At 39.0% G+C, this 14,496-nt stretch carries 11 protein-coding genes; 9 read left to right on the top strand and 2 right to left on the bottom strand.

Annotated features, from left to right (window positions below):
- Nucleotides 1–25 precede the first annotated feature (25 nt).
- A complete protein-coding gene (locus tag Q0465_RS06725; RefSeq protein ID WP_298614338.1) occupies nt 26–1,195 on the top strand; it encodes a BACON domain-containing protein in 1,170 nt (389 codons plus the stop codon).
- 352 nt (nt 1,196–1,547) lie between these two features.
- On the opposite strand, the gene Q0465_RS06720 is transcribed toward Q0465_RS06725, so the two are convergent.
- Both Q0465_RS06720 and Q0465_RS06715 read right to left on the bottom strand, forming a co-directional pair.
- A complete protein-coding gene (locus Q0465_RS06720) occupies nt 1,548–2,249 on the bottom strand; it encodes a tetratricopeptide repeat protein (RefSeq protein ID WP_298614336.1) in 702 nt (233 codons plus the stop codon).
- Nucleotides 2,250–2,324: 75 nt separating this feature from the next.
- Nucleotides 2,325–4,154, bottom strand: coding sequence for a YgiQ family radical SAM protein (locus tag Q0465_RS06715; protein WP_298614334.1), 1,830 nt, complete (start codon nt 4,152–4,154; stop codon nt 2,325–2,327).
- A 94-nt stretch (nt 4,155–4,248) separates the two neighbouring features.
- Between Q0465_RS06715 and rimO the strand changes: the two genes are divergently transcribed.
- The 8 genes from rimO (at nt 4,249) to Q0465_RS06675 (ending at nt 14,401) form a co-directional block, all read left to right on the top strand.
- Complete coding sequence (gene rimO / locus Q0465_RS06710) at nt 4,249–5,553, top strand: 30S ribosomal protein S12 methylthiotransferase RimO (protein ID WP_298614332.1); 1,305 nt, start codon at nt 4,249–4,251, stop codon at nt 5,551–5,553.
- 57 nt (nt 5,554–5,610) lie between these two features.
- Nucleotides 5,611–6,366, top strand: coding sequence for an META domain-containing protein (locus tag Q0465_RS06705; RefSeq protein WP_298614330.1), 756 nt, complete (start codon nt 5,611–5,613; stop codon nt 6,364–6,366).
- Nucleotides 6,367–6,632: 266 nt separating this feature from the next.
- Nucleotides 6,633–7,139 carry a ferritin-like domain-containing protein gene (locus Q0465_RS06700; protein WP_298614328.1) on the top strand — a complete coding sequence of 169 codons (507 nt, stop codon included), beginning with the start codon at nt 6,633–6,635 and terminating at the stop codon, nt 7,137–7,139.
- A 34-nt stretch (nt 7,140–7,173) separates the two neighbouring features.
- Nucleotides 7,174–9,360, top strand: coding sequence for a sodium-translocating pyrophosphatase (locus Q0465_RS06695; protein ID WP_298614326.1), 2,187 nt, complete (start codon nt 7,174–7,176; stop codon nt 9,358–9,360).
- Nucleotides 9,361–9,994: 634 nt separating this feature from the next.
- Nucleotides 9,995–10,873 carry a hypothetical protein gene (locus Q0465_RS06690; protein ID WP_298614325.1) on the top strand — a complete coding sequence of 293 codons (879 nt, stop codon included), beginning with the start codon at nt 9,995–9,997 and terminating at the stop codon, nt 10,871–10,873.
- A gap of 409 nt (nt 10,874–11,282) precedes the next feature.
- Nucleotides 11,283–11,846, top strand: a complete 564-nt coding sequence (locus Q0465_RS06685) for a hypothetical protein (RefSeq protein WP_298614323.1) — start codon at nt 11,283–11,285, stop codon at nt 11,844–11,846.
- Complete coding sequence (locus Q0465_RS06680; protein WP_298614321.1) at nt 11,812–12,912, top strand: hypothetical protein; 1,101 nt, start codon at nt 11,812–11,814, stop codon at nt 12,910–12,912. The genes Q0465_RS06685 and Q0465_RS06680 overlap by 35 nt, the downstream gene beginning before the upstream one ends.
- Nucleotides 12,913–12,952: 40 nt before the next feature.
- Nucleotides 12,953–14,401 carry a hypothetical protein gene (locus Q0465_RS06675; protein WP_298614320.1) on the top strand — a complete coding sequence of 483 codons (1,449 nt, stop codon included), beginning with the start codon at nt 12,953–12,955 and terminating at the stop codon, nt 14,399–14,401.
- Nucleotides 14,402–14,496: the final 95 nt, after the last annotated feature.

The following is a 14,496-nucleotide window of genomic DNA, read 5'->3' as shown; positions in this document are numbered from 1 at the left end:
AATATTCACTAAAAATTAATTGCCTATGAAAAAGTTATTCAATTTGTTGATGATTGCACTTTGTGTATTTGCAACAGCTTGTAGCGATGATGATGATCCAAAACCTGTACCCTTAAGTGTAAACCCGACTGAATTAACCTTCGCCGTAGAAGGAGGATCTCAGGAAGTTACCCTTTCTCTTGCAGGAGCTATTGCTTCTCCGGACAAAGACTGGTGTACGGCAGTAGTAACCGAATCCAAAGCTAAAATTACCGTTACCGCTAATGAAGAAACTCAGATTCGTACCGCTAAAGTAACCTTTACAGTTGGGGAACAGAACGTAAATGTAACTGTAACTCAATCCGGTAAAGAGGTAGTGGCTGAAGAATTGACACCGGAGAAAACAGAAGTAAACTTTGAAGCTGCAGGCGGAGAAGAAGCTGTAAAGGTAACAGCAACTGCTGCATTTACAGCAGAGTCCAGTGAAACCTGGTTGACAGCCACTGCAGCAGCAGATAAAGTAACCTTAAAAGCAGCAGCCAATACTGGCGAAGCCCGTAGTGCTAAAGTAACCCTTAAAATGGGTGAAAAAATGGCTGAAATTACAGTTAATCAAGCTGCTCCGAAAGTAATTACTTATGAAGATTATTTAGGAACTTGGACTGTAACTTCTAGTATGTTAGAACAAGGAGATTACACAATTGTTGTTTCTCAGAAAGTTGCCGGAGAAAGTTATACTGTGACAGGTTGGGGTAAATCTGTTGTAGCTACCGATCCAAAATATGCCTTTACTATGCAATATGTTGCCAGTCAGCATGCAATTGCAATATACACTGAGCAAAGTCTTGGAACTTATACAGATGCAAATGATATTACTTATCCGGTTCATTTAACAGGTGTGATTCCGTATAATGGCGCCTATTCTTATGTTACTACTACAAGCCCATCAGCTTGTATGGCAGGGATATTAAATGGAAACAAAGTAGAATGGGTAGGCCAAGAAGTTTCTATAGGAACTGCAGGAACTAAATATACGTATGCTGGTTTCTGCTATTTTATTGAAAACGCAGATGGTGACTATTTGAATTTCAAGGTAGATTGGCCATTTGCAGGCAATCCTGTGATGACAAAGGTATCTACTAATTCCGCAAGCGTAAAAGCAGCTGTAAATGGAAATCAGGTTTCTAAATCCGCTGTTGAAGCAATTGCTGAATAATTTTAGTTTTATCTTTTAAGATCAAAGGCCTTCATACGAGGGCCTTTGTTTGTATATATATCCATAGAAATATTCTATAATTGGGAAATTTAACCCATGTGGAAGTGTGCCCGAGTACATATTTAGAATAGGAAAGACGATAATGTATACTACTCACTGTAATGCTGCATGCAGCAAATCTTTTTCTCCATCATATATCTGTTTTTAGTATTTTTGAGTTAAGACCAAATAGGTAGATAACATTTTTTATGATGGTTGATTTTAGGACAGAAGTGATACATCAATTTCTATAAAAATTTTGAATTTCTGATTTTAAGAAATGTACTTTATTAAAAATTCCGTTAAAAAAATACTATTTAAAATAAGTATGAAGAATTTCTTCCGCTTTGACATAACCCAAGCGGGTTGCAATTTCCAAATCCTTTACTGCTTCTTCCGTCTGATTCAGGGATATTTTGGCAATGGCCCGGTTGTAGAAAGGTTTCGGATTGGAGGGGTCAATTTGAATGGACTGTGTATAGTCCCGTATGGCAGCTTTATAATTTCCTTTTATCTGAAGAATAACCCCCCGGTTAAAATAGAGCCCGGTTTCAGAAAGTCCTAAATTCAGGGCCTGATTGTAATCCGATAGAGCTCCCTCGTAGTCTTTCATATAAAAACGGGCAATGCCCCGGTAATGATAAGCAGCTACTAAATCCGGTTTGTGTTGGATAGCTTGGGAATAATCTTTTATGGCATTGGAATAAAGTCCCAGGTTTTCATATACAATTCCCCGGTTAAAGTAAGCTTCGGCCTGATCCGGACAATTAGCTAAAACATAATTGAAGTCCTGTAAACCTTTTTCATAAGCTTTGGTATTTGCATAACAAATTGCCCGGTTATAATAGGCAGCTAACCAATTGGGATCGGTTACTAAAACTTCGGAAAATTTATTTATGGCTTGTTCGTACTTCCCCTGGAGAATATAATCCATCCCTTCCCGATGGAGTTGTTTGACTTTATTTTGGCAGGATAATAATGTAAAAAGTATAATAATAATGATTCCGTATTTCATGCTCCCGAATATTTATTCTAATTTATTTCAAAATTAGTGATTTGGAAGGGAATATAAAAATTTCTGTTTGAATTGTTATTTGTTAAATATTTTCCGGATCAAATCGAATCGTTTCATTTTTTTTAAAATCCGGATAATTTTTTCCCTTACATCAGGTTTATACCAGAAAAAAAACATGTTTTGTTGTTTTTTTTCTGATTCTGTTTTCGGGGTATATATTTTTTGTAGCGAATAGGGGTGATATCCGGTATAATACATGGTAGTCGCCAATGTCATCGGCGTGGGAGTGAAATCTTGTACCTGTTCCAGTTTAAAATTCAAATGGCGGGTTGTAGCAGCTAATTCGGCCATATCTTCGAGTTTACAGCCCGGATGCGAAGAGATAAAGTATGGGACAATTTGCTGTTTCTGTCCATACTTTTGGTTGATCGTGTCGAATTGTTCTTTTAAGGTATAAAATAAAGAAAAAGGAGGTTTACGCATAAGGGTCAGCACCTGTTCGGAAACATGTTCCGGGGCGACTTTAAAATGTCCGGATACATGAAATCGGATCACGTTTTGCAGGTATTCGGTGTTTTTCCGGTTGATGACAGGATTTCCTGTATCGCGTAAACAAAGGTCATAACGGATTCCGGACCCGATAAAAACATGTTTAATTTGGGGGTATTTTCTGGCTAAAGCATATATATTTAATAGAGGAGAATGATCGGTATCCAGATTTTTACAGACGGAAGGGAAAGCACAGGATGCTCTTTTACAACGGGCGCACAGAGAGTTGTCTTTTCCTTTCATCGTATACATATTAGCGGAAGGCCCACCCAGATCACTAACTGTTCCTTTGAAATCGGGCATGCGGGTGATTTTTTCCAATTCTTGTAAAATGGACTTTTCTGAACGGGAAGAAATGAATTTGCCTTGATGAGCCGATATGGTACAAAAAGCACAACCTCCGAAGCAGCCCCGGTGAAGCGTCACAGAATGCCGGATCATAGTATAGGCAGGAATTTCTTTTCCTTTATACCGGGGGTGGGGAAGGCGGGTAAACGGCAAAGCGTATACGGCATCTATTTCTGCCGTTGTCATAGGGGCGTAAGGGGGATTGACAATAATCTGTTTCTCTCCGGCATTTTGGATAAGTTGGGCTGCTTTCAGGCTATTGGATTCCTGCTCAATGAAACGAAAATTCTGCGCATGCTTTTTTTTATCTCTCAGGCATTCTTCATGCGAAAACAAACGAATGACCTGCCACTTTTTATTTGTTGCATAATTTTCGGTTTGCTTCCGGCATATACAGGTTTGTGGGATATTCGTTAATACGGAAAAAGGAATACCTCTTTGTAATAATCTGCAAAGTTCCGTCAGCGGTTTTTCTCCCATTCCGTAAATCAGCATGTCGGCATGGCTTTCTACCAGAATAGAGGGCCGGAGATTGTCCTGCCAGTAATCGTAATGTGTCAGTCGTCTTAAGGAAGCTTCAATACCTCCAATGACGACGGGTACGTCCGGGTATAATTGTTTTAAAATCTTTGTATATACGATCGTAGGCATATCCGGACGAAAACCTGCTTTCCCTCCGGGCGTGTATGCGTCATCTGAGCGTCTGCGTTTTGCTGCCGTATAGTGATTTACCATAGAATCCATTGAACCGGCACTAATTCCGAAAAAAAGATTGGGACGTCCTAACTTTTTAAAATCCCGCAAATCGTCCTGCCAGTTCGGCTGAGGCACAATAGCTATTTTTAAACCGATGGATTCCAAAAGGCGGCCAATGACAGCAGCCCCAAAAGAGGGATGATCCACATAGGCATCCCCCGAAAAAAGGATAACATCGATGCTGTTCCACCCCCTCTCTTTCACTTCCTTTACAGATGTAGGAAGCCATTGTAATTGTTTCTCACTATTCATTCTCCAAATATAAGCTTACAAAGATAATGTTTTTTTATACCTTTGCCACTCCCTAAATAGGGCCTTTCTTGTCAAATATAGAGCATAACAGAAAATGAATGATGTAAACATTATCAGTTTAGGTTGTTCCAAAAATCTGGTAGATACGGAATTATTACTTAAACAGTTGGAAAAAGCCGGTTATAGGGCTTCTTTATACGAAGCCGGGGAAGAGGCAGAAATTGTAGTAATCAATACATGCGGTTTTATCGGAGATGCAAAGGAAGAATCGGTGAATACCATTCTGGAACAAATCGGAAAAAAGAAGGCGGGAAAAATCCGGAAAGTACTGGTTATGGGTTGTCTTTCCCAAAGATATAAGTCAGAATTGGAAACGGAGATTCCCGAAGTAGATGCTTATTTTGGTAAATTCGACTGGAAAGGAATACTGAAGTACCTGGGGAAAACGTATGACAATTCTGTCCGTAATCAGCGGATACTGACTACTCCTTCTCATTATGCTTATCTTAAAATTGCAGAAGGGTGTAATCGTATGTGTTCTTATTGTGCTATTCCCATTATGACCGGGAAATATAAATCCCGGGAACTGGATGAAATTTTAGAAGAATGCCGTCTTTTGGCCCGGGAGGGAGTAAAAGAAATTTTAGTGATGGCACAAGATCTGACTTATTACGGAACTGATTTGTATGGAAAAAATAGATTAGCCGAGTTGATTGATAAAATAGCGGATATAGAAGGGATAAAATGGATAAAATTGCATTATGCGTATCCGGCAGGTTTTCCTATGGAATTATTGTCTGTAATGAAAAAGAGGGAAAATGTTTGTAAGTATCTGGATATTGCTTTACAGCATTGTAGCGATCCGATGTTGAAAAAGATGAGAAGGGGAATTGATAAAGAACAAACCATCCGGCTGATCCGGAAAATCCGACGGGAAGTACCGGGAATATATTTGAGAACAACTTTAATGACGGGACATCCGGGAGAAAAAGAGGAGGATTTTAAGGAATTGTGTGACTTTGTATGGAAAATGAAATTTGAACGATTGGGCGTATTTCCGTATTCTCACGAGGAAGACACTTATTGTGATAAGCACTATCAGGATGATGTGCCGGAAAAAATAAAAAAAAGAAGGGCAGAAAAAATCATGAGAATACAACAGAAAGTGGCAGAAGCGCTAAATCTGAACCTGCTGGGGAAAGTCGTACAGGTATTGATTGACCGGGAGGAGGAAGGGTATTTTGTGGGGCGTACGGAACATGATTCCCCGGAAGTAGACCCGGAAGTCATCGTTAAATCAGATTATCCTCTACGGGTAGGAGAATTTTATCAGGTAAAAATCTGCGGAACGTATGAATATGATTTAGAGGGAAAGGTTGTTCCGGATTTGGGAATGTAACTAATTTTAAACGGGAGAGTATAAATTTAGGTATAAATGATAATAAAAACAGGAAAAATGAAAACGACAGTATTTATGGCCATGGTTATCGTTTTTTTGGTAACCGCATGTAAAAAACAGGAGAATACGAAACTTACAGCACAGGAATGGCAACTCCAGGAAATGACCGGGCTCTCTGCCAAACCGGAAAAAATGCCTACCTTACTTTTTACGGATAGCACAGCTTTATACGGTTTTGCCGGTTGTAACCGTTTCTTCGGAACGTATACCACAAAGGGAAAGGACAGATTGCATATAGAATTGGGAGGAGTTACCATGATGTTTTGTCCGGACATGGCTGTAGAAGATCAATATCTGGAAGGATTAAAGAATGTCGCTTCCTATCGTTTCGAAAAGAATCTGCTTCAATTAAGAGATTCAGCCGGAAATGTCCGGATGACTTTTATTCCTAAAAGGACAGAAAAGCAGGTAGGGGTAGATAAAGACAGTCACGGTTGTAATAAAGCAGCAGGTTATACCTGGTCGGAAGTACAGAAAAATTGTATTCGTTTATTTGAATCCGGAGTGCAGTTGGTTTCTGTACAGGATACGGCATCTTCTCTGGCTGCTTATATTGTGTTTTCTGCCGATTCCCTGCAGGCAGAAGTATTTCTGCCGGATACAGAATTTCATCCTGTTTTGGAACGCAGAAGCTTACCTGCCGGAGGATATGCGTGGAACCAGGAAGACGATGATACGTTTAATATTAGAAAAGCCGGCGACAAATGGATCATTGAACAGCGGAATACTATACTTTATCAGCAAAGTAAATAATCAATTCAAATACATTTGAAAAAAGGGTATCCGAAAAACAGGATTTTCGGGTACCTTTTTTTATAGATATCTGTCCTCACTCTCACTAAAGCGAATTTTTACTTTGTTAAATATAATTTATGAACTTCTTGGATAATTATAGGATTAAATTAATTTTGTGACAAGATTTTATAAAGAGGTAATAAATTTGATTTTTATCAGGAAAAAGAGAGGAGAATAAAGGAGCAGGGAGAAACGATGATATATTTTAATTAAATAATTGAATTATGAGTAAAAGAGAAAAAAGCATCGAATTACTGAACAGAGCTGTAAACGATGAGTTATTGGCCGTACATCAGTACATGTATTTCCATTTTGTGTGTGACGATTTGGGATACGATCTGCTTTCCGGACTTTTCCGCCGGACAGCCATACAAGAAATGATGCACGTAGAGCAATTGTCAGAGCGGATACTGTTTTTAAAGGGAGAAGTGGAGATGAAAGTTGCCGGTGAAGTGAAAAAAATCCACGATGCCCGGGAAATGCTGGAGCTTGCAGTAAAAATGGAAATGCAAAGTGTAGATGATTATAATAAATGGGCTAATGAATGTGCTGCTGCCTCAGATTCTGTCTCTAAAAAATTGTTTGAAGCTTTGACTGCTGAAGAAGAAATACATCAGGATCAATTCGATACCGAAATGGAAAATTTGCAGAAATTCGGGGATCATTACTTGGCACTGCAATCGGTAGAACGGAGTAAAAGTGTTGCAACAGGGACTGCTGCTGCTGAATAAAAGCGTTTGATATATTAATTTAAAAATGTCGATTATGCAGAACAATTTATTTTGGATTGTACCGATTTGTTCTTTAATCGCCTTGATTTTTGCCTGGTTGTTTTTCCGTGGCATGATGAAAGAATCGGAAGGTACGGATACCATGAAGCGGATAGCTTCCCATGTGCGTAAAGGGGCGATGGCGTATTTAAAGCAACAGTATAAGATTGTAGGAATCGTATTTTTGATTCTTTGTCTCTTTTTTGCATGGATGGCTTATGGACCGGGTTTACAAAATGAATGGGTATGGTTTGCTTTCCTGACGGGAGGTTTCTTTTCGGGTTTAGCAGGTTTTATCGGTATGAAGACCGCCACTTATGCCTCAGCCCGTACGGCTAATGCTGCCCGGAGGAGTATGAACGAGGGATTAAAGGTGGCATTTCGTTCCGGAGCCGTAATGGGATTGGTTGTAGTAGGGTTGGCTTTATTAGATATTTCGTTATGGTGGTTGGTGTTGGATTATTTTGTAGATGAACCGACTGCCAGTCAGAAAGCGATCATGATCACAACGACTATGCTTACTTTCGGAATGGGGGCTTCTACGCAGGCATTGTTTGCCCGTGTAGGAGGCGGAATCTTTACCAAAGCGGCTGACGTAGGAGCTGATTTAGTCGGAAAAGTGGAAGCCGGTATACCGGAAGATGATCCGAGGAATCCGGCTACTATTGCGGATAATGTAGGGGACAATGTAGGGGATGTTGCAGGAATGGGAGCTGACTTATATGAATCTTACTGTGGTTCCGTATTGGCAACAGCGGCTTTGGGTGCTGCTGCTTTTGCAGCATTTCCGGACCAACAATTCAATGCGATTCTGGCTCCCATGCTGATTGCCGCTTTTGGAGTGATTCTTTCGTTATTGGGTATCTTTTTGGTAAAGACGAAAGAAGGTGCTTCTCAATTACAGTTATTGAGGGCTTTGGACAGGGGAATTAATGTCAGTTCGGTATTGATTATCGGAGCGAGTTTCTTGGTGGTCTATTTATTGGGGTTGAGTTATTGGATTTGTGGTTCTGTAATCGTAGGTTTGCTGACAGGAATCGTAATCGGGAAAGCTACGGAACATTATACTTCCCATGCTTATAAACCGACTCAGGATATTGCAAAGAGTTCGCAGACCGGACCGGCTACCGTCATTATCAAAGGTATAGGAACGGGAATGATTTCTACTGCTATACCGGTTATAACAATTGTTGTTGGAATTATTCTGGCTTACCTTTTTGCATCCGGGTTTGATATGGCAAATATGTCGATGGGATTGTACGGTGTTGGTATTGCTGCTGTCGGTATGCTGTCGACATTGGGAATAACCCTGGCTACTGACGCTTACGGACCCATTGCGGACAATGCAGGAGGGAATGCTGAAATGAGTGAATTGGGAAAAGAAGTGCGTCAACGTACAGATGCTTTGGATGCTTTAGGAAATACAACAGCTGCTACCGGTAAAGGATTTGCTATCGGTTCTGCGGCATTGACCGGTTTGGCACTTTTAGCGTCTTATATCGAGGAAATTAAGATTGGTTTGGTACGTTTGGGAGAGACAACTTTAAATGTGGGAGGAGACATCATACAAACAACTTCTGCGACCCTGAAGGATATGATGACTTATTATGATGTCAACTTGATGAATCCTAAAGTGTTAGCCGGTGTATTTATCGGTTCGATGATGGCTTTCTTATTCTGCGGGTTGACCATGAATGCTGTAGGACGGGCTGCCCAAAAAATGGTAAATGAAGTAAGGCGGCAATTCCGGGAAATTAAAGGAATCATGGAAGGTAAAGCGGAACCCGATTATGCCCGTTGTGTAGAAATCTCGACCCGGGGCGCTCAAAAAGAAATGTTATTTCCTTCTTTACTGGCTATCGTTATTCCTATTGTTGTAGGATTGATTTTCGGAGTTGCCGGCGTAATGGGATTATTGGCTGGCGGATTGGGTTCTGGCTTCGTATTGGCGATTTTTATGGCTAATTCCGGAGGAGCCTGGGATAATGCCAAAAAATATGTAGAAGAAGGAAATTTGGGCGGAAAGGGTTCAGAATGCCATAAGGCTACTGTGATCGGTGATACGGTAGGAGATCCTTTTAAAGATACTTCCGGCCCAAGCTTGAATATTCTGATTAAATTGATGAGTATGGTTGCTATTGTTATGGCAGGAGTTACTTGTACAATTAGTTTGATCCACTGACCGGATCCGGAATTAAATATTTTTAGCAAAAAGAGGTTATGAAAATAACCTCTTTTTGTATTTTATGACTTTCCTCTGTTTACAGGATACTACCCGGTATTTGACAATTCTTTTCAACGGTATTTACAACTGAAAAATTAATCGGAAGAGGTTGTTTCGCTTATCCGATAACCGGATTTTCTGCTTCAATTCATTTGTAAATCAAAAAAATACAGTATAGTAATAAATAATAGATTGTACATATATTAACAATTGAGAATAAAATAGTTTTGTCTATTTTAATTGATTATCAATAGTTTATATAAAAACGTTTAACTACTTATTCCAGACAGAATATTGATAATGAATGATATAGAATTAAAAGAAAGGATCGATTAAATAGGATGGCATCTACGCTTTCAGCAACAAAATTAAACAATAATTTAATTTTTCAAAATCTTTATACTCATAATGTTATTCTAAAAGTTAAAAAAAATAAATAATAAACATGATATCTATTTAATCGATCGTTTGTGTTGGATGTGAAATATATGTTAATAAATGGATCGGTTCTATAAGATCATTGGAGATAAGTCTCATACGGAAAATAGGTAAATGTGTGTTATTACCCATTATTAATAATTAAAAGATAGAAATGATGAAAAAATTAATGTTAGTTACATTGTGTTTATGCTGGGTTATGTATGGTTTTACTCAGAAAAAAGAAGTTTTATTAGTTGATTATTTTTCGTACACCTCTAAAATCGGAAGCTCTTACCCCGAGCAATTACGGAATGCTATCATTGGCGGAATTGCAGAGACTGGACGTTTATCGGTTGTAGATGTGGATGCTGAAGCGGATTTGAAAATTGAAGCTGAAAGGCGTTCGTCCGAGGGAGCTATGGCAGACGAGACGGCTCGTACGGCTCAGATGAAGACCATGGGAGCGAATTATTTATTGACCGCTCATGTTGCAAATATGGATGCGATCAGAAAAACCTTGGACAATGGCAGTATATATTACGACGGTTTGATTTCTTTTACTGTGAAAGTAACTAATATTACAGACGGATCGATCAAAGTTAGCAAACAGTTTGATTATTCAGGCTTAAATGCTAAGACCGGAGATAGCCGGGAAGCTGCGATTACAGCAACTTTGGCTTATGTTAAAACGTCTATGCAGAAATTTGTAAATGATTACTTTAAATTGGAATCTACAATTGTGGCCATTGAACAATCCGATAAGAAAAAAGGAGCTGTAACGGTATATATAAATTGTGGGTCTACTGTAGGCATACAAAAAGGACAACTTTTTGATGTGAAAGTTGAGAAAGATATTGCCGGTAAGAAAATTTTGACCAATATCGGAGCGCTTAAAGCGGAAGAAGTACAGGGAGAGGATATGACACTTTGTAAGGTAACAAAAGGAGGGAAGGAAATTCTGGAAGCGAATCAGGACGGAAGAAAATTGGTGATCATTTCCGGAAAACAAGGAGGAGGTTTATGGAAAACCATGGGGACTGTCCTGAAATAAGAAGGATATAGATTAACTCAGCATTAAAAGGGCGGAAAGAGTGGAACCTATTTTAGAAAGACTGTCTGAAATTATTTTTTAGGCAGTCTTATTCTTTTTTCCGGATTTGTTGTGTTTGGAGAAAAAGGGGAGATCTGACCTTATCCGTAAAATTACAAAGCTGAATATTGTTTTGAAGTAAATCCTGAAAAAGAAATCTCAAGAGAGATTCAAATAGGTATAAGTATTGAAAAAATATCCTACATTTGTATATTAAATGAGAATTTTTGAAAAAAATCATTTATAATTTGTCACAAAAGAGAAGAAAAAATCATATCCTAGTGAGAATGATTTTAGAGAAACAGATAAATGATGCGGAAGCCGAAAAGCTTGAGAGTAGGCGACTAACATTAAATAATAAACTGATATCATGAAAAAAATTTATTTTATTTTAGGATTGTCTGTTATGCTGGCTGCAGGTTGTGGAGGCCAGAAACAATTGGTAAAATCTCAGGAAGATGTGGAAGTCGTAGTACCGTGTTCGGGTCCGGAATACATGACGAGCGGGGACTATTTCCGGGCATCAGCTATGGGTTTATCTACAGATATGATGATGGCTAAAAAGAAAGCTTTGGCAGAAGCCCGGGCTGAGTTAGCTACTGCTATGAACAGCACGATGAAACGTGTTATTGATAATTACGGATCTTCTTATCAGCTGGGAGAACAGGAAGAAGCGAAAAGCCGTTTCCAGGATTTAGCCCGTTCGGTCGTGTCTGAAAAATTGACCGGAACGCGTACCTTATGTGAAAAAACGATGAAAACTCCTGACGGAAAATATAAGGTATATGTTGCTATTGAGCTTGCCGGAAACGAAATAATGAATGCTATGAATAACCGGATTAGCAATGATGATAAACTGAAAATCGATTACGAGTACGAAAAATTCAAAAAAGTATTCGATGAAGAGATGGAAAAGCTGGCTAAAGAACAGTAAAAAAAAATCCGAAAATAATCAGGGAACTCCTGTTTTTTTGTTGGATTTCAAAAAAAGAACGGCCGGTCCGGAGAGAGAATTTTCCTCTCTCCGGATGGAACGGGAGGAAACTGGACTTTCCGGATTATTTTCCCTCAAAAGCAAAGGATTTCTGTCGGTATTTTTTTGTTTTGTTTTTTTAGGGACTATCTGGGGACAAACAGTTAATTCTTATGTAAAAGAATATAATTGGAGAAGTGGTTGCCGGGACACATTGCCCCAGTGGGTATTTGAACCAGGGGAGGAAGTGTTTCTGGGAATATCCGATCCTTGTCTCCAACCCGAGGCCGCAAGAGAACAAGCCATACAACGTGCCTTATTTATTTACGGATTACAACAAGGAACAGAACTAAAAGTGGCATTTGATTACCTGACATCTGTGAAGGAACGGTTTTCTTATGATCGGGAAACCAGTAAAATGTTGGTGTTAGCTACTTGTACTCTTGATTCTGATTTTTTGCGCTATGAGATTTTAAACGAGTATATTTCCCGTTATGGAGAAGTTTTTGTGGCTCTTACTGTTCGTCCGGGCGGGAAAGAAGGGGTCCGTTTTTCAGCTTCTGCGGAGTTTATGATCGTAGAAGATAAAGATTTGAGAGAGGAACGGGAGATAAAAATATTCCTGAATTTAGCTGCTGAAGGATTTGAAAAGATAAAAACGACCACCTATTCATGCAAGGGAGGCCGGAGTTACCGTCAGATTTTGACAACGATCAATGATACTTCCCAGCTGATTCCTTATGGAAGATATTGGTATAAGGATAATGGATGCGGAGATGAATATAAGGAAAATGCATGTAAAATGACGGATTCCTTTTGGGGAGCATTGACAGAAACATTGTTAAATGAGATAACTTTGTATTCTTTTCCAACGGTTTATTTGAAGAAAATGAGTGAAAATTACGGGAATATACAGCAGGAATTGAAGCGGGAACTGATAAAAGAAAAAGTAAGTATAAAGTTGGAAAGTATAGGAATTCGGGAAAATCTGCTTCAGGCGGGATGGTATATAAAAATAGAAAATTGAAAAGAATCACATTTTTGTCGTTTGTGAAATTCAGAAGAAGATGAAAAAAATATTTATAACATCGGTTTTACTCCTGTTAACATTGGTTTTGTTTGCCCAAGAAGAGCTGAAAGATGAATTTGAACAGTTTAAAAAACAAAGGCAACAGGAATATAATAATTATGTCAGTGAACGGAATAAAGAATTTGCTGATTTTTTAAAAAAAGAATGGCAGCAGTTTCAAAGTTTTAAAGGGGAACCCTTACCTGTAGAACCGAAACCCCAGCGTCCCCCTTTTGTTCAGGATTCTAATCTTCCTCTTATAACGGGTCCTGTAATAGACAATCCATTGCCTTCTTTACCTGAAATCAAACCCGTTGCCAGAAATCCGCGTAAGCCCGAAGTATTGCCCGAAGAATTGACATTTTTATTTTATAATACTGAATTGGAAATCCCCTTTTCTTCCCGGCTGAAAATAAAAGGAGCCGGTTATACTGAAGAACAGATTGCCGCCTATTGGGAAAAGATGAGTGCGGCTCCTTATGAAGATTTTTTGAAGGAATTACAGGCTCGTGCCCAGGTTTTCGGATTAAATGACTGGGGAATGTACCGTTTGACGGAAGCTGTCGCTCAGAAATTGTTTGAGAATGAAAATGACCGTTTATTATTTTGTTTCTTTATGCTTCGCCAGCAGGGCTTAGACGTTAGGATCGGACGTTCTCAGGAGCAGTTATGCCTGTTAATGGCTTTTTCCACGAAGGTATACGAACATTCCTATTTTGTTTTAGAGGGTAAAAAATACTATTATATCGGGAAAAATAAGCTTAACGGACTTTATACTTACGGAAAAACGGCAGCAGATAAGGATTTAAAACAAGTGGATTTACATCTTTCCGTTCCTTTGAATATCGGAGATGCCTGGAAAATGAGAGAGTTGAAATTGAAAAAATTTCCGGAAATACAAATTACTTTGCCATACAATTTAGCAAATATCGCTTTTTACAGTGATATGCCTTTGACGGATCTACCTGTATATTTTGCGGCTCCTCTTCCTCAAAAAACGGAAGAAGCGGTTTTAGACTACTTCAGAGATATTCGTGCGAAGTATTCTTTACCGGAATTTGTCGGAATCTTATTGAATTTTGTGCAGACTTCCTTTGAATACCAAACAGATGAGGAGCAGTTCGGCAAAGAAAAGTATTTTTATCCGGAAGAGGTGTTAGCCTACCCTTATTGTGATTGTGAAGACAGGGCTGCCTTTTTTGCGCGCTTAGTGCGGAATTTGACAGGCCTGCAAGTGGTCGGTTTGGATTACCCCGGTCATGTGGCGACAGCTGTATACTTCGAAGATATAGCTGTAGAAGGGGATGCATTGACCCATAAGGGACTTCATTACGTTATATGTGATCCGACTTATATAAATGCTTCTGTAGGCATGGAAATGCCTCAATATCAAGAGACGAAGCCAGAGATAGTTGAATTTGAAGATGGGGTAATAGCGATAAAATAAATAGAGATTTCAGTTTTTTGAGTAGATTCTGAAGAATAAATGCGGAAAGGGAATTTTTCCGGAAAGCAGAAATTCTTCAGAATTTTTTTATTTAG

The sequence above is a fragment of the uncultured Odoribacter sp. genome (assembly GCF_937966165.1).
Lineage (GTDB): Bacteria > Bacteroidota > Bacteroidia > Bacteroidales > Marinifilaceae > Culturomica.
Note: the sequence above shows the minus strand (reverse complement) of the source record. Positions and strands in the feature narration are given on the sequence as shown.

Excerpts from the sequence above, each read along its gene's own strand:
- Q0465_RS06725 (WP_298614338.1), top strand. The coding sequence starts at position 26 with ATGAAAAAGTTATTCAATTTGTTGATGATTGCACTTTGTGTATTTGCA.
- Q0465_RS06720 (WP_298614336.1), bottom strand. The coding sequence starts at position 2,249 with ATGAAATACGGAATCATTATTATTATACTTTTTACATTATTATCCTGC.
- Q0465_RS06715 (WP_298614334.1), bottom strand. The coding sequence starts at position 4,154 with ATGAATAGTGAGAAACAATTACAATGGCTTCCTACATCTGTAAAGGAA.
- rimO (WP_298614332.1), top strand. The coding sequence starts at position 4,249 with ATGAATGATGTAAACATTATCAGTTTAGGTTGTTCCAAAAATCTGGTA.
- Q0465_RS06705 (WP_298614330.1), top strand. The coding sequence starts at position 5,611 with ATGAAAACGACAGTATTTATGGCCATGGTTATCGTTTTTTTGGTAACC.
- Q0465_RS06700 (WP_298614328.1), top strand. The coding sequence starts at position 6,633 with ATGAGTAAAAGAGAAAAAAGCATCGAATTACTGAACAGAGCTGTAAAC.
- Q0465_RS06695 (WP_298614326.1), top strand. The coding sequence starts at position 7,174 with ATGCAGAACAATTTATTTTGGATTGTACCGATTTGTTCTTTAATCGCC.
- Q0465_RS06690 (WP_298614325.1), top strand. The coding sequence starts at position 9,995 with ATGATGAAAAAATTAATGTTAGTTACATTGTGTTTATGCTGGGTTATG.
- Q0465_RS06685 (WP_298614323.1), top strand. The coding sequence starts at position 11,283 with ATGAAAAAAATTTATTTTATTTTAGGATTGTCTGTTATGCTGGCTGCA.
- Q0465_RS06680 (WP_298614321.1), top strand. The coding sequence starts at position 11,812 with ATGAAGAGATGGAAAAGCTGGCTAAAGAACAGTAAAAAAAAATCCGAA.
- Q0465_RS06675 (WP_298614320.1), top strand. The coding sequence starts at position 12,953 with ATGAAAAAAATATTTATAACATCGGTTTTACTCCTGTTAACATTGGTT.